Raw genomic sequence first — 607 nt, 5'->3', positions numbered from 1 at the left:
GGGCGAGGTGGGCTCGGCGTCGTCGATGGCGGCCGCCGGCCTGGCCGAAGTCATGGGCGGCACGCCCCAGCAGGTGGAGAACGCCGCGGAAATCGCGATGGAACACAACCTGGGCCTGACCTGCGATCCGATCGGCGGGCTCGTGCAGGTCCCGTGCATCGAACGCAACGCGATCGCCGCCGCCAAAGCCATCAACGCCGCCAAAATGGCGCTCTGGGGCGACGGCACGCACCGGGTCTCCCTGGACGAAGTCATCGTGACCATGCGCGAAACCGGCAAGGACATGAGCTCCAAATACAAGGAAACCGCGATGGGCGGCCTCGCCGTCAACGTCGTGGAGTGCTAGGAAGCTGACCGCCGCCGGCCGGGGCTGACGTGGCGCTGGCCGGCTGCTCCGGCTGTGCGGCCTACAGCCATGCGGCCTACAGTTGTGCGGCCTGCAGCTGTGCAGGCGCTAGACGATATGAGGTGTGGTGGTCGTCTGACGTAGGACTGGAACCCCGGGTTCAAAGAGGTTCGTGGGTTGCTGGTCCACGGTCTGTTCCGCAATCTGGTGCGGGGTGTGGACTGGTAGAGCCACATTTGAACGTCTGGAGGTTCCGGTTCC

General features: G+C 65.9%; 1 protein-coding gene. It reads left to right on the top strand.

Annotation, left to right across the window (positions count from 1 at the left end; genetic code table 11):
- Window positions 1–346 (top strand): L-serine ammonia-lyase, iron-sulfur-dependent, subunit alpha (locus AC1DFR_RS22355; protein ID WP_476874503.1); only part of this gene is annotated, 346 nt, incomplete at its 5' end.
- Between the last annotated feature and the right edge of the window lie 261 nt (window positions 347–607).

Source organism: Arthrobacter sp. 05T410 (genome assembly GCF_056396505.1).
Note: the sequence above shows the minus strand (reverse complement) of the source record. Positions and strands in the feature narration are given on the sequence as shown.